General features: G+C 71.9%; 18 protein-coding genes. 13 read left to right on the top strand and 5 right to left on the bottom strand.

All coding sequences use genetic code 11. From position 1 onward, the window contains the following. Window positions 1-28: 28 nt before the first annotated feature. A complete protein-coding gene (locus ACWEK3_RS36740) occupies window positions 29-559 on the bottom strand; it encodes an adenylate kinase (protein ID WP_453251688.1) in 531 nt (176 codons plus the stop codon). A 177-nt stretch (window positions 560-736) separates the two neighbouring features. Between ACWEK3_RS36740 and ACWEK3_RS36735 the strand changes: the two genes are divergently transcribed. Both ACWEK3_RS36735 and ACWEK3_RS36730 read left to right on the top strand, forming a co-directional pair. Next, a complete protein-coding gene (locus ACWEK3_RS36735) occupies window positions 737-5,218 on the top strand; it encodes a S8 family serine peptidase (RefSeq protein WP_453251687.1) in 4,482 nt (1,493 codons plus the stop codon). A 35-nt stretch (window positions 5,219-5,253) separates the two neighbouring features. Next, the gene (locus tag ACWEK3_RS36730; protein WP_453251686.1) at window positions 5,254-6,954 is read left to right on the top strand and encodes a kelch repeat-containing protein; all 1,701 of its coding nucleotides are present in this window, start codon (window positions 5,254-5,256) and stop codon (window positions 6,952-6,954) included. A 134-nt stretch (window positions 6,955-7,088) separates the two neighbouring features. On the opposite strand, the gene ACWEK3_RS36725 is transcribed toward ACWEK3_RS36730, so the two are convergent. The 4 genes from ACWEK3_RS36725 to ACWEK3_RS36710 all read right to left on the bottom strand — a co-directional run bounded on the left by ACWEK3_RS36725 (window position 7,089) and on the right by ACWEK3_RS36710 (window position 11,423). Continuing rightward, the gene (locus ACWEK3_RS36725) at window positions 7,089-8,144 is read right to left on the bottom strand and encodes an ABC transporter substrate-binding protein (RefSeq protein ID WP_450546505.1); all 1,056 of its coding nucleotides are present in this window, start codon (window positions 8,142-8,144) and stop codon (window positions 7,089-7,091) included. Window positions 8,145-8,332: 188 nt separating this feature from the next. Next, on the bottom strand, window positions 8,333-9,220 hold the full coding sequence (locus ACWEK3_RS36720) for an ABC transporter ATP-binding protein (RefSeq protein ID WP_450546504.1): 888 nt from the start codon (window positions 9,218-9,220) through the stop codon (window positions 8,333-8,335). Beyond that, the gene (locus ACWEK3_RS36715; RefSeq protein ID WP_453251685.1) at window positions 9,217-10,425 is read right to left on the bottom strand and encodes a FecCD family ABC transporter permease; all 1,209 of its coding nucleotides are present in this window, start codon (window positions 10,423-10,425) and stop codon (window positions 9,217-9,219) included. The genes ACWEK3_RS36720 and ACWEK3_RS36715 overlap by 4 nt, the downstream gene beginning before the upstream one ends. Then, window positions 10,422-11,423, bottom strand: a complete 1,002-nt coding sequence (locus ACWEK3_RS36710; protein ID WP_365776646.1) for a FecCD family ABC transporter permease — start codon at window positions 11,421-11,423, stop codon at window positions 10,422-10,424. The genes ACWEK3_RS36715 and ACWEK3_RS36710 overlap by 4 nt, the downstream gene beginning before the upstream one ends. A gap of 161 nt (window positions 11,424-11,584) precedes the next feature. Between ACWEK3_RS36710 and pstC the strand changes: the two genes are divergently transcribed. The 11 genes from pstC to gvpJ form a co-directional block, all read left to right on the top strand. Next, on the top strand, window positions 11,585-12,868 hold the full coding sequence (gene pstC / locus ACWEK3_RS36705) for a phosphate ABC transporter permease subunit PstC (protein WP_453251684.1): 1,284 nt from the start codon (window positions 11,585-11,587) through the stop codon (window positions 12,866-12,868). Window position 12,869: 1 nt separating this feature from the next. Further along, window positions 12,870-14,168, top strand: coding sequence for a phosphate ABC transporter permease PstA (pstA, locus tag ACWEK3_RS36700; protein WP_453251683.1), 1,299 nt, complete (start codon window positions 12,870-12,872; stop codon window positions 14,166-14,168). Next, the gene (gene pstS, locus ACWEK3_RS36695; RefSeq protein WP_453251682.1) at window positions 14,168-15,982 is read left to right on the top strand and encodes a phosphate ABC transporter substrate-binding protein PstS; all 1,815 of its coding nucleotides are present in this window, start codon (window positions 14,168-14,170) and stop codon (window positions 15,980-15,982) included. Before pstA ends, pstS begins: the two co-directional genes overlap by 1 nt. Before the next feature lie 29 nt (window positions 15,983-16,011). Next, a complete protein-coding gene (locus ACWEK3_RS36690) occupies window positions 16,012-18,693 on the top strand; it encodes a hypothetical protein (protein ID WP_453251681.1) in 2,682 nt (893 codons plus the stop codon). Between the two features lie 201 nt (window positions 18,694-18,894). Next, window positions 18,895-20,886 carry an Ig-like domain repeat protein gene (locus ACWEK3_RS36685; protein ID WP_453251680.1) on the top strand — a complete coding sequence of 664 codons (1,992 nt, stop codon included), beginning with the start codon at window positions 18,895-18,897 and terminating at the stop codon, window positions 20,884-20,886. A gap of 83 nt (window positions 20,887-20,969) precedes the next feature. Further along, window positions 20,970-21,878, top strand: a complete 909-nt coding sequence (locus ACWEK3_RS36680; protein ID WP_390873284.1) for a sortase — start codon at window positions 20,970-20,972, stop codon at window positions 21,876-21,878. 128 nt (window positions 21,879-22,006) lie between these two features. Further along, entirely contained in the window at window positions 22,007-22,789 is a 783-nt protein-coding gene (gene pstB / locus ACWEK3_RS36675) for a phosphate ABC transporter ATP-binding protein PstB (protein WP_450547197.1), read from the top strand. Between the two features lie 150 nt (window positions 22,790-22,939). Continuing rightward, window positions 22,940-23,284 carry a DUF3147 family protein gene (locus tag ACWEK3_RS36670; RefSeq protein ID WP_450547194.1) on the top strand — a complete coding sequence of 115 codons (345 nt, stop codon included), beginning with the start codon at window positions 22,940-22,942 and terminating at the stop codon, window positions 23,282-23,284. Next, the gene (locus tag ACWEK3_RS36665; RefSeq protein ID WP_450547195.1) at window positions 23,281-23,748 is read left to right on the top strand and encodes a DUF3147 family protein; all 468 of its coding nucleotides are present in this window, start codon (window positions 23,281-23,283) and stop codon (window positions 23,746-23,748) included. The genes ACWEK3_RS36670 and ACWEK3_RS36665 overlap by 4 nt, the downstream gene beginning before the upstream one ends. A 57-nt stretch (window positions 23,749-23,805) precedes the next feature. Then, window positions 23,806-24,177 carry a gas vesicle protein GvpO gene (locus tag ACWEK3_RS36660; RefSeq protein ID WP_450547196.1) on the top strand — a complete coding sequence of 124 codons (372 nt, stop codon included), beginning with the start codon at window positions 23,806-23,808 and terminating at the stop codon, window positions 24,175-24,177. Between the two features lie 92 nt (window positions 24,178-24,269). Beyond that, on the top strand, window positions 24,270-24,399 hold a 130-nt coding region (gene gvpJ, locus ACWEK3_RS36655), incomplete at its 3' end, for a gas vesicle protein GvpJ (protein WP_450547198.1).

The following is a 24,399-nucleotide window of genomic DNA, read 5'->3' as shown; positions in this document are numbered from 1 at the left end:
TGCCCGCCGCGGAAACTCCCGCGACGCCTCATTTCCCGCGCAGGAGGGATGCCAGCCAGGCCGCCGTGTCGTTGGGGTGGCCGAAGCGGAGGATGTCGAGAGCGGCGAAGCGGGGATCGCCGGCACGGCGCTCGATCTCACGGCGGCGGGGCCCGTGTTGGGACCACGCCCACCAGGCCGGGTGTTCCCTGCTCAGCCAGTCCCTCCAGGTCTCCCTGTTGCCGCCGAACAGAACCTCGCGTGTCACGGTGCGCCGGAAGGACCGGCGCAGGACGCGGGGCATGATGACGCGTTTGGGATAGTCCAGCCATATCACGGTGTCGGCCCGGTCCCACAGAAGGTCGCGGACTTCCGGATAGCCGAGTGAGTCGATGATCCAGCAAGGCTCCGTGGTGAGCCGTGAAACGTCTTCGGTCAGCTTGTCGTTGACGGCCCAGTCGGGACCGTTGAAGTACAGCGCGTCCATCTCGTGGTAGGGCAGGCCCAGTCGACCGCTCAGGGCATGGGCGAGCGTGGATTTTCCCGCGCCGGTGACGCCCACCACCAAGATCCGTTCCACGGGTGCACTTTATCCCGGCACCCGATGAGGAGCGTCCTTCATTTCCTATGGCGGATACACGCCAAGGCGTAAACCCGTATCAGGGCGCACATTGCCTGCCCGTCACCGTGCTGCGAGCGTCAGCAGCGCTTTTTTGTGCATGCAGCTGCTCTGTGATGAACGGGAGTTGACATAGCAATGCCCAGAGCGCACCTCACGGGCCGGTGGCGAACCGGTCCCGCCCTCGCCCTCGTCGTGGCCCTCATGGTCGCGCTGCTCGCCACCCTGGGGACTCAGCGCGCCGACGCGACCGACAAGATCGACAGTGATCTCGCCGCCGCTCTGCAGAAGGACCCGGCCACCCCGTTCTGGATCCGCTTCGGCGAGAAAGCCGACCTGAGCGCGGCCCGCTCCGCCAAGGGACGCGAGAAACAGGGCCGGAACGTCGTCGACGCGCTGCGCGGGACGGCCCGCGACCAGCAGTCCGGCGTTCTTGCCAAGCTGAAGAAGTCCGGCGCCGAGTACCGGACGTTCTGGGCCTCCAACACCGTCTACGTGGCCCGCGGTTCAGCCGAACTCGCGGAGTCGCTCGCCGAGGACGGCAATGTCGTACGGCTGCGCAGCGACCATGTCTACAAGCTGCCCGACACGACCGAGGGCGCGAAGGTCAAGGCCGTCGCGGCGGCCGACGACGCCGAGCCGGTCGAGTGGGGCGTCGACGCGATCGGCGCCGACGACGCCTGGGCCGAATTCGGCAGCCGCGGCGAGGGCGTGGTCATCGGCTCCATCGACTCCGGAGCCCAGTACGACCACCCGGCGCTGCGCGACTCCTACCGCGGCACCCGCACCGACGGCAGCTACGACCACAACTACAACTGGTTCGACCCGAGCGGCGTCTGCGGCTCCCCCTCGCTCGCGCCGTGCGACAACGCCGGACACGGCACCCACACCATCGGCACCATGACCGGCGGCCTGGCCGGCAGCGCCCGTATCGGTGTCGCCCCGGGCGCCAAGTGGATCTCCGCCAAAGGCTGCGAGGGCCAGACCTGCTCCGAGTCCGCGCTGCTCGCCTCCGCGCAGTGGATGCTCGCCCCCACGGACCTGAGCGGCAACAACCCGCGCCCCGAGCTGCGGCCCGACATCATCAACAACTCCTGGGGCAACGACAACGGCATCGCCGTCGAGGACTGGTACCAGGACTCCGTGAAGGCGTGGATCGCCGCCGGCATCTTCCCCGTGTTCGCCAACGGCAACGCCGGACCCGCCTGCAACACCGCGGGCAGCCCCGGCGACTACGCCATCTCCTACGCCGTCGGCGCCTTCGACTCCAAGGGCGTCATCGCCTCCTTCTCCTCCCGCGGCCAGGGCGAGAACGGCGCGATCAAGCCCGACATCGCCGCGCCCGGTGTCAGCATCCGCTCGGCCACTCCCGGCAACTCGTACGCGTACATGAACGGCACCTCCATGGCGGCCCCGCACACCGCGGGCGCGGTCGCGCTGCTCTGGTCGGCGGCACCCGCCCTGGCCGGGGACATCACCGCCACGCGTGAGCTGCTGGACTCCACCGCCGTCGACGTCAACGACACCAGCTGCGGCGGCACCGCGGGCAACAACAACGTCTGGGGCGAGGGCAAGCTCGACGCCCTGGCCGCCGTCACCGCCGCGCCCCGCGAGGGCACCGGCATCGTCACCGGCAAGGTCACCGACGCCGCGACCGGAGAACCCGTCGCCGGCGCCGAGCTGCACATCAACGACCGACGGCTGAACACCGACGCCGACGGCGGCTACCGGCTGCGCCTCCAGGCCGGCGAGTACACCGTCGCCGTCACCGCCTTCGGCTACCAGGACGTCCAGCGCACCGTCACCGCCGTCGCCGACAGCACGGTGACCGAGAACATCGCCCTGAAGGCCGCACCGACGGCCACCATCCACGGCAAGGTCAGCGACGCCTCCGGGCACGGCTGGGGCCTCTACGCCAAGATCAGCGCGGTCGGTGTCACCGCCGCGGGCCCCTGGTTCAGCGACCCGGCGACCGGCGCGTACGAGATCACGCTGCCGGCCACCGCGCGGTACACGCTGCGCGTCGACGCCCAGTCGGCCGGCTATCGGTCCCTGACCCGCGAGGTGCCGTTCACGGCCGACGACACCGTGAACCTCGCACTCGCCGTGGTCGCCGAGCGCTGTGAGGCGCGCGGCTACTCCGTCGGCGGCCTCTTCGAACCGTTCGACTCCAGTGAGAAGCCCAAGGGCTGGACGGTGGTCCAGCACGCCGACGGCGGCGGCTGGGAGTTCGACGACCCCGACCCGCTGGGCAACCGCACCCCCAAGGGCGAGGGCAACTTCGCCTCCGTCAACAGCGAGTTCTACGGCTACCAGCGCACCCAGGACTCCGACCTGATCACCCCGGCGGTCGACCTGACCCAGGTCGACAAGCCGGTCCTGCAGTTCGAGACCCAGTACCAGGGCCCCTCCTGGACCCGCTCCGTCGCCACCATCGACCTGTCGACCGACGACGGCACCACCTGGACGCAGCTGTGGACCCGGCAGAAGTCCAATCTGGTCGCCTCGCTCAGCCTCCCGCTGCCGCAGGCCGCCGGCCACGACAAGGTCCGGGTGCGCTTCAACTACAAGGGCTCCTTCGACCAGTGGTGGATGATCGACGACGTGCTCGTCGGTGACCCGGCCTGCGCCGCCGTCGACGGCGGCCTCCTTGTGGGCCAGGTGAAGGACGGCAATACCGGCGGGCCTCTCGCCGCCGCCACCGTCACCGCGCCCGGCGCGGGCGACGCACGCTCGGTGCCCACCACCGAGGACCCGAAGACCGGCGACGGCCTGTACACCGCGTTCCTGCCCGCGGGCACACACCAGGTCTCGGCCGGGCACGACCGCTACGCCTCGGCCGAGAAGACCGTCACCGTGCACAAGGACCAGGTGTCCAAGGCCGACTTCACGCTCCAGGCCGGACGGCTCGACGTCAAGCAGTCCTCGCTCGACCCGACCGTGCGCCTGGGCAGCAGCACCGGCGAGACCCTGACGCTCACCAACACCGGCAAGGCGCCGCTGACCGTGCGCACCGGCCTGTCCGGCGACGGGCTCACCGCCACCGGCAGTGGCGGCCAGGCCGAGCCCGCCCAGCCCAAGGCCGCCACGAAGGCCGCCAAGGTCACCAAGGCCGCCGGCGACTCCGCCGCCTCGGCGCGCGCCGTCCCCGGCGGCAAGCCCATCTCCGGGTTCCTGTCCGCCGACACCGCCGGACGGGCGGCCGCAGGGCCGCAGCCCACGGCGACGCCGGACGACTCCGGTGCGGACAACGGTGATTGGACCACCCTCGCCCCGTACCCGACCGGCATCATGGACCCCGCGACCGGTATGTACCGGGGCGAGATCTACACGGCCGGCGGTTACGACGGGTCCGGTACGACCGCGAAGGCCCACCGCTATGACCCCGTCGCGCGGACCTGGACCGCCCTCGCCCCGATGAACACCGCCCGGCAGGCCGGCGCGTCCGCGTTCATCGACGGGAAGTTCATCGTCACCGGCGGCTGGTCGGCCGGTGTCCGGGAGCTGCCCTCCACCGAGATCTACGACCCGGGGAAGAACACCTGGACCCAGGCGGCCACACTGCCCAAGGCGTACGGCGGCATGTCCCGGGCCGTGCTGCAGGGCAAGCTCTACGTGATCGGCGGCTGCGTCGACAACGGCACCCTGCAGGGCGACTGCGGCCGCACCGACGTCCAGGTCTACGACCCGCAGAAGGACCGCTGGGGCAGCGCGGCCGACTACCCCGTGCCCGTCTCCTGGTCGTCCTGCGGCGCCCTGGCCGGCAAGCTCTACTGCGCCGGCGGCATCGACGTGCGCACCGGCATCCGCACCGACGCCTTCGTCTACGACCCGGCCTACGACCACTGGTCGCGCATCGCCGACGTGCCGGCCGGCACCTGGGCCGCCTCCTACTACACCGGCGGCGGAAAGCTCCTGGTCACCGGAGGCATCGGCGACGACGGCCGCACCACCGCGAAGGGCTTCGCCTACGACCCCGCCGGCAACGCCTGGTCTCCCCTGCCCGACACCAAGTACCCCTTGTACCGGACCGGTTCGACCTGCGGCCTGACCGTCGTCGGCGGCGCCGGGCAGGGCTGGCCCGGCATGCCGAGGGTGCAGACCCTGACCGGATACGACGACTGCGGCGCCGCCGACCTCGGCTGGGCGTCCGCCGGAAAGGACACCGTCACTCTCAAGCCCGGCGAGCGGACCACGCTGCCCGTGCACCTGGACACCAGCAGGCTGACCCAGCCCGGCGCCTACTCCGCCGCCGTCCAACTGCGCACCGACAGCCCGTACGCCTCCCTCTCCATACCGCTGAACGCCCAGGTCACCCCGCCGCCCGGCTGGGCGAAGGTCACCGTGGACGTCGAGCAGGCCGCGTGCACCGGCGGCAGCGACCCGCTCAAGGGCGCCTATCTGGAGATCGGCGGCAGCGGTGCCCCGCTGGCCCGCAAGTCCGACCGCGGCGGAAAGGCCGCCGTGTGGCTGCCCGTCGACGGGCAGAGCGAGCGGATCACCGTCATCGCGTCCAAGGACGGCCTCAGTTCTGCCGCCGACGTGTCCACCGTCAAGCGGTCCGGGTCCGCGCACATCACGCTGACCCTCAAGCCGGCGGGCGGGTGCCCGGGACAGTGACACCACTCCACGACGCACACAGCAGGGAGATTCCCATGCGCCGCAGATCCCTCCTCGGCATCTCGGCGGCGGTCGTCGTACTCGCCGCCGGGCTTGTCACCGGTGCCTCGGCCCAGGCCGACGAGGCGCCCGATGTCACCGTCAGCACCTCGGAGCTGACGGCCACCGCGGAGCTGGGCGGCTCCGCCGAGGCCGCCCTGACCTTCGCCAACCACGGGACCGAGACCCGCAAGGTGATCCTCGGCGAGTCCGCCGGCGACTTCACCATCCAGCGGGCGGGAGCCGCCCGCAAGGACGTGAAGGGCGCCGCGAACCCGCACCGCCTCACCGCCGGAACCGACCGGGGCGACGGCACCGCCGACACGGGAACCGAGGCTCAACTCGCTGAAGCACCCTGGGAGTCGATCACCGCCCACCCCGAACCCGTCATGGACAACCTGGTGTCCGTGGGACCGGGCGGAAAGGTCTACTCGGCGGGCGGCGTCAGCAACGCCGCCATGGTGGCGACCGTGCGCGCCTACGACCCCGTCAGCGGCGTCTGGAACACCGTCGCGCCGATGAGCACGGTCCGTGAGAAGCCCACCGGGGGGTTCGTCGACGGCAAGCTCTATGTCACCGGCGGCTGGACCAACTCCGGTTCCCCGGTCGAGACCACCGAGGTCTACGACCCGCAGCAGGACACCTGGAGCAAGGCCGTGGCCAACCCCGAGCCGCTGGCCGCCGCCGCGTCCGCCGTGCTCGACGGCAAGCTGTACACCGTCGGCGGCTGCGACAAGAACGTCTGCGGACACACCACCGTCCAGTCCTACGACCCGGCCGCCGGCACCTGGAGCGCCCGCGCCCCCTACCCGGAGCCGGTGTCCTGGACGTCCTGCGGCGCCATCGCGGGACGGCTGTACTGCGCGGGCGGCTTCACCGACGCGGGCGGGGCCACCGCCGGCACGTACACCTACGACCCGGGCACCGACAGCTGGGCGAAGCTGAGGGACATGCCCGAGTCGCTGTGGGCCTCCGGGTTCACGGCCGCGGGCGGCAGGCTGCTGGTCTCCGGCGGCTCCAGTGGCGACGTGTACACCAACGCGGGCTACCAGTACGACCCGGCGGCCGATGCCTGGAGCGCGCTGCCCAACTCCGGGCAGGCCTCCTACCGGGGCGGCAGCGCCTGCGGCCTCTACCGGATCGGCGGCTCCACGGGCGGCTTCGCGGGGACCACGTACGCCGAGCTCCTGCCCGGTTACGACTCCTGCGGCAGCGGTGTCGACTGGCTGACGCCGGACCCGGCCGAGTTCGTGCTCGAACCCGGCCAGGAGCGCGCGGTCACCGTCACCATGGACAGCGCGAACCTCGCCCAGCCCGGCAGCTACACCGCCTCGCTCACCGTCGGCACCGACCGGGGCGACCGCGTCGACCCGGTGCGGGTGATCTTCAAGGTGACCGCGCCCGGCCAGTGGGGCAAGGTCAAGGGCACCGTCACCAGCGCCACCTGCGCCGACGGCGGCGCCGGAGCGATCGGCGCGGCCACGGTGACGCTCTCGGCGGACGGGTTCCACCGGGTCCTGCGCACCGGTCGCGACGGTGCGTACGCCCTGTGGATCGGTGAGCACTCCGGGCCGTTGACGGTCATCGTCGCCAAGGACCAGTGGCGGGCGCGGACCACCGACGTCCGTCTCAAGGGTGGCGAGACCAGCGACGTCTCCTTCGCCCTGGAGCCGTACCCCTTCTGCCCGAAGGGGTAGTCGCCACCGCACCGACACCCCCGGCCGGGCGGGTTCCTTCCCCAACCGCCCGGCCGGGGGCCAGGGCGATCATCGGCGCGAGACCGCCGCCGAGGTTCCACACGCCGTTCGCGTTCGGTCCTCGCGGCCGGGGCCTACTTGGTGAGGTGCGTTTCCAGGTCGCCGAGTACCTCCTGGGCGGCCGTCACGCCGAGGCCGAGGTACCAGGTCTCGTCCGGGACGTCGTAGGCGTGCCCCGCCTTGACGGCGCCGAGGCTCTTCCAGAGCGGGTTGCTCTGCGCCTTGGACTTGTCGGTCGCCTTCACGTCACCGTAGACGCCGGTGAAGATGTAGTCGGCGTCGGCCTGGTCGATGTTCTCGGCGCTGACCTCGGCGGCGAGGTCGTCGATGTCCTGGTTCTTCGGCCGGGGGATGCCGGCGTCCTTGAGGATCGTGCCGATGAACGAGGCGTTGGCGTACAGGCGGATGACGCCGTCGGGCAGGTAACGGACCATCGAGACGGTCGGCTTGTCGGCACCGAGCTTCTCGCCGAGGGCCCCGGCCCTCTTCTCGTAGGCGGCGAGCTTCTGCTTCGCCTGCGCGGTCTTGTCGAGCGCGGCGGCGTTGAGCAGGTAGTTCTCCTTCCAGGTGAAGCCGGGGCGGAGGGAGAAGACGGTCGGCGCGATCTGTGACAGCTCGTCGTACTTGTCGGCGGCGCGGAGTTGGCTGCCCAGGATGAGGTCGGGCTTGAGCGCGGCGATCGCTTCCAGGTTGAGGTTGTTGATCGTGCCGACGTTCTTCGGGCTGCCCGCGTCCTTCTTCAGGTACGACGGGAGTTCGGGGGATCCCTCGGTGGGCGCGAGGCCGACCGGCTTGACGCCCAGGGAGACGACGTTGTCGAGTTCGCCGACGTCGAGGACCACTACGCGCTTGGGCTGGGACGTCAACTCGGTCTTGCCCATGGCGTGGGTGACGGTGCGGGGCCACTCGCCCGGTGCCGCGTCGGTGCCCATGGCGGCGGTCTTCTTCGCGGCGTCCTTGAAGTCCTCCCCGCCCTGGGCGACGGACTTCTTGCCGCCCGCCCCTGCCCCGGCCGAGGACGTGCCGCCCGAGCCCTCGCCGCCTGCGGAGGATCCACCGCAGGCCGTCAGGGCGAGCGCGGCGGCGAGAGTGAGGGCTGCGGCGGTGATGCGGCGGCGTCCGGCGGACATGGAAAGGCGCTCCCGTCGTGAGAGGGGTGGGGACATACGGGAAACGCCAGGGTCAAGACCCCGGCGAACCCGCAGAGTTTTAGGTAAGGCTTACCTTATGAGATGCCTGTGTGTCTGGTGCATCCGGAGCATGTGCTTCCGGTCACATGCCGCCTTGTCGGCTCATTTCCGAAGCGCCTGTTCGCAGTTCACCGGGCGCCGTTCCGCGCCGCCGGGACGGTCGCTCCGCCCTGCGTGTCCTCGCCCGCGCCCGTGCCGTCCGCCGACCGCGGAGGGCCGGGTACCACCATGGGCCCGCCCGTGACCGGGTCCGGCACGACGACCGACGCGAGCCCGAACACCTCCTGAACCAGCTCGGCGGTGACGATGTCGCCGGGCGGCCCCTGCGCGACGATCCTCCCCGCCCGCATGGCGATCAGATGGTCGGCGTAGCGCGCGGCCTGGTTGAGGTCGTGCAGCACCGCCACCACCGTCCGGCCGCGTTCCCGGTTGAGCCTGCGCACCAGGTCAAGGACCTCCACCTGGTGGGCGATGTCCAGATACGTCGTCGGCTCGTCGAGCAGCAGCAGATCGGTGTCCTGGGCAAGTGCCATGGCGATCCACACCCGTTGGCGCTGCCCGCCCGACAGTTCGTCGACCGGACGCTCGGCGAGATCGGCGGTCCCGGTGCGTTCCATGGCCTGCGAGACGGATGCCTCGTCCGTCTCGGACCACTGCTGCCACCACTTCTGGTGCGGCTGGCGCCCACGCGCGATCAGATCCCCGACCGTGATCCCCTCCGGCGGCACCGGGGTCTGCGGCAGCAGCCCGACCGCCTGGGCGATCCGCTTGGTGGGCAGGCGGGCCAGTTCGGTTCCGTCCAGCAGGACGGCCCCGCGCCGCGGCTTCAGCAGTCGGCCCAGGGCGCGCAACAGGGTGGACTTTCCGCAGGCGTTGGGGCCCACGATGACGGTGACCCTGCCGTCCGGGACGTCCAGGTCCAGCTCCTCGACGACCGTACGGTCCTCGTAGGCGAGGGTGAGCCCCCGCGCGGCGAGACGGGAAGTCCCCAGGGCGGTGGGATGGTTGCCGGTCACGCGGTTCCTCCGGAACGGCTGCTACGGGTACGGACGATCAGCCACATCAGATAGGGGGCGCCCACCAGGGCGGTAAACACGCCGACCGGAAGCTCCAGCGGCGAGAGGAGCCTGCGGGCCAGCAGATCTCCGACGACCACGATCAGCGCGCCCGTCAGCGCGGAGCACACCAGCGGAATGTGCGGGGCACGGGTGAGCCGGCGGGCGATCTGCGGGGCGAGCAGGGCCACGAAGTCGACAGGCCCCGCCGCCCCGGTCGCGACGGACGCCAGCACGACACCGAGGACGCTGAGCCCGACCCGGACGCGGCCGAGCCGGACACCGAGGGCGACGGCCGTGTCGTCGTCGAAGGCCGAGCCGCGCTGCGCGCGGGCCGCCCACAGCAGGAACGGCACCAGCAGCACCAGGACCGTCGCGAGCGGTGCCGCCTGGTCGTAACCGCGGCCGTTGAGCGATCCGGTGAGCCAGGTCTTGGCCTGCTGCGCGACCAGATAGTCGCCCTTGGTCACCCACAGCCGGGTCAGCGAACCGAGCGCGACCGAGATGCCGATGCCGATCAGGACGAAGCGGGAGGCGGCCAGCCCGCCCCGCCAGGCGAACAGGTAGACGAGCAGCGCGGCGAGCAGACCGCCCGCCACGGACACGTACGGCAGAACGGCGTACGAGGTGAGGCCGAACGTCATCGCGGCGACCGTCGCCGCTCCCGCGCCGTGCGTCACGCCGATGACGTCCGGGCTGGCGAGCGGGTTGCGGGCCATGGTCTGGATCAGCGCGCCGGACAGGCCGAAGGCGATGCCCACCAGAAGGCCGGTCACCAGGCGCGGCAACCGCAGTGTGCCGACCACCAGTCGGTCGGGGCTGGGCAACCCCAGCAGAACGCGGACCACCTCGCTCGGCGCGACGAACGACTCGCCGACGCACAGCGACGTCACCACGGCGCCCGCGAGCAGCAGGGCGAGGACGGCACCCACCACCAGGGCCCTGCGATGCACCAGGAAACTGCCCCGCCCGGCCCGCAGCACGGCATGCCCGGCGGGCCGGCCGGACGGACGCCCGCCGCCGTTGCCGCCGTTGCCGCCGTTGCCGCCGTTGCCGCCGTTGCCGCCGTTGCCGCCGTTGCCGCCGGCGGCATCGTGTGCGCCGTGCCCCGCGTGCTCAGTCTGCTCCAGGTGCGCCGCGCGCTCCCCGTGACTCAACCGCGTCATGCCGCCACCGCCTTCCGACGGACCAGCACGATCAGGAACGGCACACCGGCCAGCGCGGTCATCACGGCCACGGGCACCTCCGCGGGCCGCACCACGACCCGTCCGAGCACGTCCGCCAGCAGCAGCATCACCGGCCCGAGCAGCGCGGCCACCGGCAGCAGCCAGCGGTGGCCCGGTCCGACGAGGGCCCGGGCCATGTGCGGCACGGCGAGGCCGATGAAGGCGATGGGACCGGCCGCCGCGACCGCGGCGCCGGTCAGAACGGTCGCGCCCAGGGCGCCGGTTGCTCGCAGCAGCGCGACGTTGCGGCCAAGGCCCCGGGCGATGTCGTCGCCGAGCGCGAGCGCGTCGAGGCCGCGCGCCATGGCCAGCACCAGCAGCAGGCCGGCGAGGAGGAACGGCCAGACCTGCCCGGCGATCGTGGCGTCCCGGCCGCTGATCGAACCGACGTCCCAGAACCGGAACTCGTCCAGGGCGCGTGCGTTGGTGGTGAGGACGGCCGAGATCAGCGAGGCGAGGAACGCGTTCATCGCGGCACCCGCCAGCGCCAGCTTGACCGGGGACGCCCCGCCTCGCCCACTGCTGGCGACGGCGTAGATCAGGACCGACGCGACTCCCGCGCCCACGAACGCGTACCAGACGTACCCGGTCAGGCTGTGCACCCCGAGGAAGGCGATGGCGCAGACGACGCCCATCGACGCTCCCTGGCTGATGCCCAGGATGCCGGGCTCCGCGATGGGGTTCCGGGTGATCCCCTGAAGAACCGTTCCGGCAACGGCGAGCGCGGCCCCGACCATCACCCCGATGACCGTCCGCGGCACTCGCAACGACCGTACGACCTGCGCGTCGGCGCTGGTCCCGCCGTGCAGCAGGGCGTCCCAGACCACCGAGGGCGCCACCGGGCGACTGCCCACCGCGAGACTGAGCAGCACCGCCAGCAACAACAGGAGAAGAGTGGTGACCAGCCACCCGAAGCGGCGTCTTGGGACTCCTGACATGAACCCTTCCCCGTATCGCTTAGCTTAGGCTCGCCTAAGCGTACGTGGTGTCCACAACGCGCCCTCGCCCACGTCGACACGAGGCGGGACAGCCGGGACGCCGCACTCGACGCGCGCACAGGAGCGGCACAGAAATGGCATGAACCGTTCATTAATCGGCCATGCGAGACGCGTTGGGGCGACAAGATCCGGCCATTGAATCTCATCGCGCGGACCGACCGGTCATCGCGAGATTCGTTTCCACAGTGGGGGGACCACACGTGGTGGCCACGCACCATGGGCTCGGCGGACGAGATGCGGACGGACCCGGCCTGGGCACAGCGGCGTCCGAGGCATCGGCTTCCGACAGATCGGAGCCCGACAGACCTGACTCCGACAGAGGGCAGTCCGACAGATCGGAGCCCGACAGACCTGACTCCGACAGACCGGAGCCCTACAGAGGGCAGTACGACAGCCCGGAGTCGGGTGGACCGGCGCCCCGGCGGCCCCGCGCCGCGCGCGGGTTCGGTGACGGGGTCTTCCGCTTCCAGCTGACGGCCACCGGAGTCGTCGTCCTCGCCATCATGGCGGCGGTCGGCCTGTTCCTGCTGCTGAGGGCCGGACAGGCGCTGCGCGTCGCCAAGTTCTCGTTCCTCACCACGGCCGCGTGGCAGCCGGACGTTCACAACTTCGGCATCGCGGCCGTGCTCACCGGAACCCTGCTGATCGCCGCCGTCGCGGTGATCATCTCCGTTCCCCTGGCCATCGCGACGGCCCTGTTCATCTCGGACGTGGCGCCGCGGAAGCTGCGCCGCTCCCTGGTCACCATGGTCGACCTGATGGCCGCCGTGCCGTCGGTGGTGTACGGGCTGTGGGGGCTGTTCCTCCTCCAGGAGAACGTCATCGGGCTGTCGCGCTGGCTGTCCGACTGGTTCGGCTGGATTCCCCTCTTCAAGGTGGACGGCACCCAGCCGGGCGACCCGCTCGCCTCCGCCAGCGTCTACACCGCGTCCACCTTCGTCGCCGGCATCGTCGTCGCCCTGATGGTCACGCCGATCCAGTGCTCGGTGATGCGCGAGGTCTTCGCGCAGGCGCCGGCCGGCGAACGCGAGGGCGCCTACGCGCTCGGCGCCACCCGCTGGGGGATGATCCGCGCGGTCGTCCTGCCCTACGGCAAGGGCGGCATCATCGGCGGGACGATGCTCGGGCTGGGCAGGGCGCTCGGCGAGACGATCGCGGTCTACATGATCATCTCCCCGGTCTTCGTCATCCAGCCGCACATCCTGCAGACCGGCGCGAACTCGGTCTCCGCGCTGATCGCGCTGCACTACGGCGACGCCTCCCCCTTCGGTATGTCGGCGCTGATGGCGGCGGGCCTGGCGCTGTTCGTGCTCACCCTGGCGGTCAACTTCACCGCCTCCACCATCGCGGCCCGCTCCCGTTCCGGCGCACAGAGCGAGGCATGAGATGACCGTCGTCCAGGACACCGCCCACGACATCACCGAGGACTCGGCACCCCCCGGCGCTCCCGCGCCCGCCGAACTCCCCGACCAGCCCCGCCGGATCGGCGGCGCGACACGCTCGGGTGTGCTCGCCCTGTGCGGGGCCGCCCTCTCGGGGCTCTGCACCGCCGTGCTGCTGTTCGGTCAACTCGCCCCGTTCTCCGGCCTGCTGGGGTTCACGGTCACCGCCTACCTCGCCTTCCTCGCCTGCTACGCGGTGCTGACCGGACTGGAGGAGGACGGGCAGGCCGTACGCGACCGGGTGATGACCGTGGTGCTGTGGACAGCGGCCACGCTGCTGTTCCTCGCGCTCATCCTCGTCGTCGGCTTCACCGCCTGGCGCGGGCACGAGGCGCTGGGGCACCTCAACTTCTTCACCGAGGACATGCAGTCCACGGGCCCGCTGGACCCGCTCAACCACGGCGGTATCGCCCACGCGATGCTCGGCACTCTCATCCAGATAACCATCGCCCTGGCGATCACCGTTCCGCTGGGCCTGGCCTGCGCGGTCTACCTCAACCAGATCCCGGGCCGCTTCTCCCGGTTCGTACGGACCATCGTGGAGGCGATGACGGCGCTGCCGTCGATCGTGGCCGGCCTGATGGTGTACGCCACCTGGATCCTCGGCCTCGGCATGCAGAAGTCCGGCCTCGCGGCGGGCTTCGCGATCAGCGTGATGATGCTGCCGATCGTGATCCGCGCGGCGGACGTCGTGCTGCGGCTGGTGCCCGGCACGCTGACCGAGGCGGCCGAGGCGCTGGGCGCTCCGCGCTGGCGCACCGTGTGGCACGTGGTCCTGCCGACCTCGCGCTCCGGGCTCGCCACCGCGGTGATCCTCGGCACGGCCCGCGGTATCGGCGAGACCTCGCCCGTACTGCTCACCGCCGGCTACATCGCGGCGATCAACGCCAATCCGACGGACGGGCCGATGATCTCGCTGCCGCTGGCCGTCTTCACCCTCGTCAAATCGCCCGAGCCCACGTACATCGCCCGCGGTTTCGGCGCGGCGGCCGTCCTGATGGCTCTGGTCCTCGTGCTGTTCGCCGTCGCCCGGGTGATCGGCGGACGCGGCCCCGGCCATCTCAGCCGCCGGCAAGCCCGTCGCGCGGCCGGCGCCTCGCGCCGCGACGTGGACCGCTTCGCCGAACTGCGCTCCCCCGCGCTCTCGTTGTTCGACCGCGTCCCGCAGACCACCGACCCGTACTCCACACCTTCCAGGCCCACCACCGAGGACCTGGGACACAAGCCCGGAGAAACCGACTGATGCGCAGTCACCTGCACCTTCGTCCGCGCCGCCTGCGCGCGCCGGCGATCCTGGGCGCGCTGCTCGCCATGATCGCCGGGCTGCTGGCCGGCCCGCTCGCGGCGACCGCCGCCGCCGAGAGCTACACCCCGATCGCCGGAGCCGGCTCCACCTGGGCCGAGAACGCCGTCGACGAATGGCGCCGTGCCGTCAACCAGTACGGCATGCGGATCAGCTACGCCGGCACCGGATCCTCCGACGGCCGCCGCCAGTTCCTCAGCGGCACGGTGGACTTCGCCGTCTCGGACATCCCGTTCCAGACCAACCCGACCGACGGCTCCGCCGCCGAACGGCCGGCCGGCGGATCGTACGCCTACATGCCGATCGTGGCCGGCGGCACCGTCTTCATGTACCACCTGACGGTCAACGGCCGGCGGGTCACCAACCTCCGGCTCTCCGGTGACGTGGTCACCAAGATCTTCACCGGCGCCATCAAGTCCTGGGACGACCCGGCGATCAAGGCCGACAACCCCGGTCTTCAGCTGCCGCACCGCCCCGTCGTCCCGGTGGTCCGCTCGGACGGTTCCGGCTCGACGGCCCAGTTCACGCTGTGGATGGCCAACCAGCACAAGGCGCAGTGGCAGGACTACTGCCGCAAGGTCGGACGCTCCGGCGCGTGCGGGCAGACCTCGTACTACCCGACGGTCCCCGGCATGATCGCCCAGTCCGGTGACCTCGGTGTCGCCGCGTACGTGGCCCAGAGCTACGGCGAGGGCGCGATCGGCTACGTCAACTACTCGTACGCGCTCAACGCGCACTACCCGGTCGCCAAGGTCCTCAACCACGCCGGCTACTACACCGAGCCGACCCCGCAGAACGTCGCGGTCTCGCTGCTCCAGGCGAGGATCAACACGAACAAGGGCTCGCCGGACTACCTCACCCAGCAGCTCGACGGCGTCTACAACGACAGGGACAAGCGCAACTACCCGCTCTCCAGCTACTCGTACATGATCCTGCCGCTGAAGGTGCAGGGCACGTTCACCAAGGAGAAGGGCAAGACGCTCGGCGCGTTCTCCTACTACTTCATGTGCCAGGGCCAGCAGCAGGCACCGCAACTGGGGTACTCGCCACTGCCGATCAACCTCGTCAAGGCGGGCTTCGACCAGATCCGCCGGATCCCCGGCGTGCAGACCCAGAACATCAACATCAAGGGCTGCAACAACCCGACCTTCACGGCCGACGGCCACAACAAGCTCGCCGAGACCGCGCCCTACCCGGCGGAGTGCGACAAGAAGGGCGCCGCAGCCTGCACCACGGGCAGCGGCGGCGCCAAGTCCGGCGACGGCTCCGGAACTTCCGGTGGCGCCTCGGGTGGATCCACCGGCGGCGGCACGAACGGCGGCTCCACCGGCGGAGGTTCCACCGGCGGCGGCGCGACCGGCGGTTCCACCGGGGGCGGGTCGGCGACGGGAGGTACCTCCGGCGGCGGCACGGGCGGCACCGGCGGCGCCGGCGGCACGGGCGGCACCGGACCGGACGGCACCGGACCGGACGGCGCCGGACAGCCGTCCGTCGACCCCGACACCGGGCAGACCCTCGCGCCCAACGGCGCGGCGGGCGGCGGCGCCACGGTCGCCGACGGCACCGTCGCCCTGGCCCAGCCGGTCACGGTGGCCGGGCGCCACGGCTGGACCGGCACCCAGACACTGATGCTCATCACCGCCCTGCTGCTGCTCGGGCTCGTCCTGCTGCCCTCCGTCGTCTCCCGGGCGATCGCCGCCCGCAACGGCGGCCGCGGCGGCCACGACCGGTTCACGGACGGGGGTTCGCGATGAGCCGCGACACACGAGGCAGGACGGCGCGCGTGCGCGGGCTGCTCCTGCGGCTGATGGCCGGGACCGCCGCCGGCGCCCTCGCGGGCCTCTGCGTGGCCCAGGCCGCCCAGCCCGCGACCGCCGCGAGCGGTACGGCAGGCACCGGCTCCGCCGTCACGGTCTCCGGGCGCGGCGAGTTCAAGGACATGAAGTTCACGGTCGACCAGACCACCCACCTGACCAGCCAGGCGATCACCGTCTCCTGGACCGGCGGCACCCCGACCACGTTCGCGGGCACCCTGTTCAACACCGACTTCGTGCAGATCATGCAGTGCTGGGGCGACGACGACGGCACGGTCCCGGGCAACCCCGGCCCGCCGCGCACCCAGTGCCAGTACGGCGCCTCTCCGACCACCGGCCGGGGCAGCTGGCCGGGCAACGAACGCGACGACACGCGCAACGTCACCTACAGCGCCGCCCCCACCAGCTACGGCGAGGACGACCGGTACGGCGCGGGCGGCGCCTTCGGCCAGGGCGAGGTGCCCTTCAAGTCGGTCGACGGCACGATGGTCACCACCAACACCCAGAACAACCCGTTCTACAACCGCAACACCACCAACGAGGTCGACTTCGCCCGCACCGGCTCCGACGGCACCGGCCGCGAGTACTTCGAGGTGCAGACCGCCAACGAGGCACCCCACCTGGGGTGCGGTACCCAGGCCGGAAAGAAGGGCGCTGCCCGGCCGCGCTCCTGCTGGCTGGTGATCGTCCCGCAGGGCCACCTCGACCTCGACGGCGAGCCGTACGCCGACAAGAGCATCGTCAACGCGGGCTCGCCCGTCTCCTCCACCAACTGGAAGAACCGCATCGCCGTGCCGCTCCGCTTCAACCCGGTCGGCAGCGGCTGCGCCCTCGGCTCCGACGAGCGGCCCACCATGGGCAGCGAACTCGTCGCCGACGCCATGACCAGCTGGCAGACGGCCCTGTGCCCGACCGGCACGGTCTACGGCTACACCAAGCTCGGTGAGCCCGACGCCCGCACCCGGCTCGCCAACGCCGGCTCCGCCGGACTCGTCTTCACCACCCGGGCCCTGGGCACCGACGAGGGCACCACCGCGCCGTCCGGCACCACGGCCTACGCCCCCGTCGCGCTCTCCGGAGCCGTGATCGGCTTCACCATCGAACGCAGGCCCAAAGCAGGGGCCCCGGACGACATCCAGAGGCTCGCCGGGACGAAGGTCGAATCCATCGACCTCACGCCCCGCCTGGTCGCCAAGCTGCTGACCGAGTCGTACCGCAACTCCCCCTGGGGAGCGGTGCTCGGCGACCAGGTCGCCAAGGGCTACGGCTGGGCGCAGCACAACCCTGCGGGCCTCGCGAGCGACCCCGAGTTCATCGCCCTCAACCCGGAGTTCGCGCATCTGTCGGTCTCCGAGACCCCGGCCACCGACACCGACCTGATCACCTCGCTCGGCCACTCGGACACGGCCCGCGCGCTGTGGCAGTGGATCCTGTCCGACAAGGACGCCCGCGGCTTCCTCGCGGGGACGGCCGACGACTGGGGCATGCGCGTCAACCCGTACTACAGCACCGACACGCACCTGAACCCGACGGGCGTGCCCTACGACCCGGCCCGCACCGACGACTACCCCAAGAGCGACCCCTGGTGCACGATCCCGCCCGGCACCGGCGCCACCGACAAGCAGTGCATGACCGACTTCCACCCGTACGTGTCCGACATGCACGCCGGCGCCCTGCACACCCGGCGCGCCGACACCCTGTGGAAGGCGACCTGGGACGCGCTGGCCAACCCCCCGGGGTACAAGAGCACCGGCCCGCAGACCGTCGGATCGCGGTTCGTGATCGCGGTCACCGACACGGCCTCCGCCGAGCGCTACGGACTGCAGACCGCCCGGCTGCGCAACGCCGCCGGCCGCTTCACCGCGCCCACCACGGCATCCCTGACCGCCGCCGCCACGAGCGCCGCCGGCAAGGGGGCGCCGGAGATCAGCCCGGGCCGGGCCACCGCCGAAGGCGCCTACCCGCTCGCCCAGCTGATCTACGGTGCCGCACGGCCGGGCGAGCTGGACGCCACCGCCCGCAAGGACTACGCGGCCCTGCTGCGGTACGCGGTGGGCGACGGACAGGTCAGCGGCGCCGACCCGGGCCGGCTCCCGGCCGGTTACGCGCCGCTCTCCAAGGACCTGCGCACCCGCGCACTGCACGCCGCCGACACGCTCGAGCACTACACCGGGCCCTCGTCCCACGACGGCGGCTCGGGAAGCGGCTCGACCGGAGGCAGCGGGGGCTCCGGCGGCTCCGACTCCGGCGGCTCGGGCTCGGGTGGCTCCGGCGCGGGCGGTGCCTCGGGCGCCGGGGGCGCGTCGGGCGGCGATACGGCCGGGGGCGGCACCGGCTCCGGCGGGGCCGGCCCGGACGGCGGGGACGCGAGCCCCACGCCCAGCGGCGCACCCTCCTACGACGGCGGCAAGGCCGTCCAGACCACGGCCTTCGGCACCACGCCGGCCGACCCCGCGAACGCGCTGCGCTACGCCGTCCCGGTCGGTGCCGGGCTCGGCGCCGCCGCGGCGGCGGGCGCGCCCTTCGCAGGCGGCAGCCGACTGCGCCTCCCGCTGCGGGTCCCGCTCCCCGGCGGCCGCACGGTGACCGTCGTACCGGCGTTCACCCTGCCCGAACGGCTGCGGAGGCTGCTGCCGCCGGGCCGGGGCTGACCCTCCGACCGGAGCCGGGCCTTCCGGGGCCCGGCTCCCCACAGACGGCCGCCCGCCCCGAAAGGCAGTCGGGGCGGACGGCCTGTACCACCCTGCCAGATCCTCGGCGTGCTCTCGGCCGGCGCGACGCAGGGACCCCCCACGGCACCTCCCCCACACCCACCGCACAGCACATCCACGCACACCGTCAGGAGACTCTCGATGCGCAGAATGCGCTCTACGGCCGCGCTCGTCGCCGCCGCCGTGGTGGCCGGTGGCCTCGCTCTGGCGAGCCCGGCGTCCGCCGACCCCGCACCCGCCGGGACGTTCCGCCAGCTCGTCGGCGTGGGCTCCGACACCACGCAGGACGTGCTCAACGCCCTCGCCGGTGACGCCCCCGGCTACGCCGGCTCCGCCATCAAGTCGGCGGGCGGCGCGGGCATCGCCTCGTACGACGCGGTCGAGCCCGGCACCGGCTCCACCGCCTCCAAGATCCAGACCCGCACGGGCGGCCCGTCCTTCCTGCGGCCCAACGGCTCCGGCAAGGGCCGTCTCGCGCTGAGCATGTCGCTGACGGGCGACAAGTTCCCCGACAGCAACGGTGCCGCCATCAAGGGCCAGGTCGACTTCGCCCGCTCCTCCGGCGGCCCGAGCACCTCCGGCAGCGCGCTCACCTACATCCCCTTCGCCCGGGACGCCGTCGGTGTCGCGGTGCGCGGCTCGGCCCTGGACAACCTGACGGTCGACCAGCTGCACGACATCTACGCGGGCATCCTCAAGGACGTGAACGGCCAGGCCGTTCACCCGTACATCCCGCAGAACGGGTCCGGCACCCGCGCCTTCTTCCTCGGCACGATCGGTCTCAACGACTCGACGATCGACCCCAAGATCCCGACCGTTCAGGAGAACCAGGCCAACGACGCCCTCACCGCCGCCGGCGCGCTCGTCCCGTTCTCCGTGGGCAGCTGGATCGCCCAGATCAACGGGGTCGCCCCGGACCACAGCACGACCGCTGCCGCCGCCGGCGCCCACCTCGCCTCGGTGCAGCTGCCCGGCGACAAGGGCGTCACCAGCCCGGTGACGACCGTCAACGGCCGGCTCGAGCCGGTCCGCGGCTACTACGAGAACGCCACCTTCGGCCGGGACGTCTACAACGTCGTTCCCAGCCGGGCGATCGACCCCACCAGCATCTTCTTCGACAAGGACGTCTACGACGTCTTTGTCACCGACAGCGGCCACACCGCCCAGATGGCCACCGACAACTCCCAGAAGGTCATCGCCGACTTCGGCTTCATGAACGAGTCGTACAACGGCTCGATCAACCCGGCCAAGCACGCCAAGTTCGGCGGTCTGGAGCAGTCGGGCATCGACCTCACTGCGCCCGCCGCGCCGGCCCTCAAGGCCACCGCCGACACCGGGAAGCTCGCGCTGACGTGGACCGCCCCGGCCGCCCCCGGCCTGCCGGTCACCGACTACCGCGTCACGCTGACCCGTGCGGACGGCACCGTCGCGGCGGCCAAGGACGTCCCGGCCAAGACCACGTCGTACTCGTTCAGCGGTCTGGCCGGCGGCAAGTACACCGCCACGGTCGCCGCCGCCAACCTCAACGGCACCGGCGCCCCCGCCACCTGGACCGGTGACGTCACCCTCAAGTCCGCGAGCACCACGAAGGCGACCGCCACGACGACCGCGTACGGCAAGGCGCCGAAGGTCGCCGTCACCGTCACCGGCTCGAACGGGGCCGTCCCCAGCGGCAAGGTGACGGTGAAGGAGGGCTCCACCACCCTCGGCACCGGCACCCTCAGCTCCTCCGGCAAGGTCACCGTCAGCCTGTCCAACCACCTGAAGGTCGCGACGCACAAGCTGACCGTCTACTACGGCGGCGACAGCAAGCTCAACGCGTCCTCGGCGACGGTCTCGCTGAAGATCACCAAGGCGACCCCGTCGGTCGCCGTCACCCGGCCCTCCTCGATCAGCCACACCGCCCGCGCCAAGGTCACCGCGAAGGTCACCGCGACCGGCACCACGCCGACCGGCACCGTGCGCGTCTACGAGGGCTCCAAGGTGATCGCCACCGGCACGCTGAAGTCCGGCAAGGTGACCATCACCCTGCCGAAGCTGAGCCGCGGCAAGCACACGCTGCGCGCGTACTACGCGGGCTCCTCGACGGTGAACGCGAAGAACAGCGCGAACTTCACCATCAAGTCCACCTGACCCCGCTGCCGGGGAGGCCGCCGCGACGGCGGTCTCCCCGGCGGTACGTGAAACCCCACGACCCATGAAGGAGGCGGGCCGCCGTGACGGTCGCCGTACAGACCATGCCCGCACCGGCCCTGCTCCGGACCCGCGTCCGGAGCGTCCCGGCCGTCCGCCACATCGCCCGGGGCGCCCTGCTCAGCCTCGCCGCCCTGCTGCTCGGCATCACCGCCCAACTGCTGTTCCTGAGCGGCGTCCAGGAACGGGCCGCCCAGCACACGGCGTACGACGAACTGCGCAACGCACTCGCCCTGGGCACGGCCCCGGTCTCCCAGACCGACCAGCAGGGCAGGCTGCTGGCGCCCGGTACGCCGGTCGCCCTGATCGACATCCCCTCCCTGCGCGTGCGTCAGGTGGTTCTCGAAGGGACCGACTCCGGCGTCATGACCGACGGCCCCGGCCACCGCCGTGACACCCCGATGCCCGGGCAGGCCGGCACCAGCGTGCTGATGGGGCGGGCGGCCGCCTACGGCGGCCCGTTCGAACGGTTGGCCGACCTCGCCGAGGGTGACAGGTTCACGGTGACGACCGGCCAGGGCGCGGCGAAGTACCAGGTCGTCGGCGTGCGGCGGGCCGGAGACCCGGCGCCTGCCCCCTTGGCCTCCGGCCAGGGCCGTCTGGTGCTGGCCACGGCCACCGGCCCGAGCTACATGCCGGGCGGCATCCTGCGCGTCGACGCGGACCTGGTCTCCGCACCCTTCGAGACCCCGGCGGCCGTGATCAGGCCCGGCACGCTGCCGGAGTCCGAGCAGCCGCTGGCCCGCCCCTCCGGGGTGCCGTGGCCGCTGGTGATGTGGCTCCAGGCCCTGCTGGTCGCGGCCGTCGCCGCGGTATGGACCTGGCACCGCTGGGGCCGCCACCAGACGTGGATCGTCTTCGCCCCGGTGGTCGCCGTGCTGGGCCTCCAGGTCGCCACCCGGACCACCGAACTGCTGCCCAACCTGATGTGACCGCTTCCCGAGCCCAGCCGCGAACCGAGGTACCCGCCGTGACCGATGCCACCGACTCCCTGACCGACACGGTCGTCCTGCCCCCCGTCACCGACGTCACCACCTTCCCCGCCGCCCCGGGCGGGCCGATGACCGCTCCCGCGACGCTCGAGGCCCGTGAGGTGTCGGCCTGGTTCGGCAGCCACCAGGTGCTGAGCCGGGTGTCGCTGACGATGCCCGCCGGCCAGGTCACCGCCCTGATCGGCCCCTCCGGCTGCGGCAAGTCGACGTTCCTGCGCACCCTCAACCGCATGCACGAGCTGATCCCGGCGGCGGCCTTCGCGGGCGAGGTGCTCTTCGAGGGCGAGGACATCTACGCCCCCGAGCGCCGCCTGACCGACGCCCGGCGGCGCATCGGCATGGTCTTCCAGAAGCCCAACCCCTTCCCCGCCATGTCGATCTACGACAACGTGGTGGCGGGCCTTCGTCTGACGGGCACGCGCGCGAGCCGTCGGACGAAGGACGAACTGGTCGAGGAGTCCCTCACCCGCGCCGGCCTGTGGAAGGAGGTCAGGGACCGCCTCCGCCAGCCCGGTGGCGCGCTCTCCGGCGGCCAGCAGCAGCGCCTGTGCATCGCCCGCGCGCTGGCCGTGCGCCCCCGGGTGCTGCTCATGGACGAACCGTGCTCGGCCCTCGACCCCACCTCCACCCGCCGGGTCGAGGAGACGATCCAGGAACTCGCCGGCCAGGTGACGGTCGTGATCGTCACCCACAACATGCAGCAGGCGGCCCGCGTCTCCCACCAGTGCGCCTTCTTCCTCGCCGAGCAGGGCACCCCCGGCGGCATTGTCGAGCACGGCCCGACCGACGACGTCTTCGGCACGCCGAAGGACCAGCGGACGGCGGACTACGTGGCGGGCCGGTTCGGCTGACGGCTCGCCCCCGGGAGACGAGGCGGCCGTCCCGGAGAGCGCGCGATCGCCCGCGAGCCGGTACGACGTATGCGTCCGGGCAGCGGGCATTCAACGGGCTGCCAGCGTGGGTCGTTGCGCCAGTGGTGCCTCGGCGCTGAGGTTGTGCGGATGAAGACCCTGCTCGAGCTCGTCCTGAAGCCCTTGATCGGTGGTCTGCTCGTGGTGGGTTTCGCCCTGGTGGCGGAGGCCGTCGAGCCCAAGCGGCTGGCCGGGATCTTCGCCGCCGCCCCCTCGGTGGCGCTGGGAGGGCTGATCTTGACGGTGGTGTTCAAGGGCGACCTCGACGCGGCGACGGCGGCACGGGGCATGGTCGCCGGAGCACTGGCGTTCACCGCCTACTGTCTCGTCGATGTTCCGGCGCTCGCCCGATTCGGAGCCATGCGCGGATCCGCGGCGGCCCTTGTCGTGTGGTTCGCGACAGCGGCCGCCATCGCCTTCGCGGTGGCGCCGTGAGGCGATCGGCGCGGCCCGCGGACGGCAGTGGAAAGGGAGCCGAAGACACCGACCGGGTGCGGGTCGACCTGCGGGCGGTCGCGCGCACGCCACGCAAGGACCTGCTCCTTCGGTTCGGCTTCGGCGCGGGCGTGTCACTCCTGGCGGCCGTCGTGTCACGGCTCTTCGGGTCGTTCGTCGGCGGCGTCTTCCTCGCCTTTCCCGCCATCCTGCTGGCCAGCCTGACCCTGGTGGCCGAGGAGGAGGGGCTCATGAGCGCCCGCGACGACGCGCGTGGCGCCGCCCTGGGCACCCTGGGGCTCGTGGCGTTCGCCGTCGTCGCCACGGTTCTCCTCCGTCACCACTCGGCGTGGCTCGCGCTCGGGGCCGCTACGGCGGCATGGGCCGTGGTGTCACTCGGCGCCTACGGGGTCGCGCGAGCCACAGGTTCCGGAGGCGACGAACGCTCCCCCGCGGACGGGTGAGGCCCCGCGCAGGTTTGGCCATGGAGCCTTCGGCCACCCGGAGGAGAAGAGGTGGCCATGGTGAAGAAGGAGAACACCGGGGAGTCGCAGGATCCACGCGAGTCACGGAGTGCTCAGGAGCCACGTGGTAAGGACGAGGCCCGTGGGCCGGTGTCCCGGCCGAGGCCGTTGGAAGTGCTGCGTGAGGCGCGGGCCCAGTTCGCCGAGCTGACCGGTCTGAGCGCGGAGTCCGTGACGAGTTTCGAGCAGACGGAGGACGGCTGGTCGCTGGAGGTCGAGGTCCTGGAACTGGCCCGGGTGCCGGACACCATGAGCCTGATGGCGAGCTACCAGGTGGAACTCGATCCGCGGGGTCAGCTCACCGGCTACCGGCGCCTGCACCGCTACGAACGCGGCCGCGCCGACGCCCGCCGGACCGGCGGTCACTAGACCGGCCCCGGCCCCGGGCGGCTCACGTCCGAAGACGCATACACGCGCAGCAGACACAGACGCAGCAGACACAGACAGGAGGCGCGGTTGGCATGACCGTTGTCCCGGCACAGACGTCCGGCGGCACAGGCGGCAGCAGCGGCCTGTACGACGTACTGGAACTCGTCCTCGACCGGGGACTGGTGATCGACGCGTTCGTGCGGGTCTCCCTGGTCGGCATCG

The sequence above is a fragment of the Streptomyces sp. NPDC004721 genome (assembly GCF_053601495.1).
Note: the sequence above shows the minus strand (reverse complement) of the source record. Positions and strands in the feature narration are given on the sequence as shown.